This window comes from Mesorhizobium dulcispinae (assembly GCF_033977345.1).
Taxonomy (GTDB): domain Bacteria; phylum Pseudomonadota; class Alphaproteobacteria; order Rhizobiales; family Rhizobiaceae; genus Mesorhizobium; species Mesorhizobium dulcispinae.
The window spans coordinates 1-743 of record NZ_JAVIIY010000073.1 but is presented as its reverse complement, the minus strand read 5'-3'; the positions used below and the strand labels follow the sequence as shown (position 1 = coordinate 743).

Sequence of the window (743 nt, the reverse complement as noted above, 5' to 3'; positions counted from 1 at the left end):
CTAAGGCCTGTGGGGATTCACCAAAGCTTGGCGATGTGATTCAAGCTTTTGATGGACCGATTCGTATTGACTGACGCCCAATGGGCGAAGATGGAGCCGCATTGTCTGGGTAAAACCAGCGATCCCGGACGCAGCGGCAAGGACAACCGACTGTTCATCGAGGCAGTTCTGTGGATTGCACGCACGGGCAGCCCCTGGCGCGATCTGCCTGCCCATTTCGGGAACTGGAGCACAGCGTTTCGTCGTTTCAGCGACTGGCGCAAGGCCGATGTAATCGTGAAGCTCTTCGAAGCCTGCTCGGATGAGCCGGATATGGAATACGCCATGATCGACGCCACCATCGTCAAGGTCCACCGCCACGGACAGGGCGCAAAAGGGGGACTCAGAGCCAGGCCATAGGCCGCTCCAAAGGCGGCATGACCACCAAGATCCTCGCGCTGACCGATGCACTCGGCAATCTTGTGCGCTTCCATCTGATGCCGGGGCACCGCTTCGACACGGTCGGCGTCGAGCCACTTCTGCAGGGCGTAGATTTCGGCGGGCTGATCGCCGACAAGGCCTTCGACAGCGATACCATCGTTGCCGATCTCAACGAACGTGGCGCCAAGATCGTCATCTCCCAGCACCCAAGGCGTGCAAGGCCCTTGCCACTCGACCGCCAGCTCTACACGTGGCGACACCTCATCGAGAACTTCTTTTGCAAGCTCAAGGAGTTCAAGCGCATCGCCTTGCGTGCCGACAAA

The 743-nt window shown here is 59.4% G+C and carries 1 protein-coding gene; it reads left to right on the top strand.

Annotated elements, in window-relative coordinates:
* Positions 1-51: 51 nt before the first annotated feature.
* A protein-coding gene (locus RFN30_RS32310) for an IS5 family transposase (RefSeq protein ID WP_320265982.1) occupies positions 52-743 on the top strand; the annotation gives its coding sequence in 2 pieces (ribosomal slippage) (positions 52-382 and positions 382-743; 693 coding nt annotated over the 2 pieces). This gene is flagged as partial in the annotation.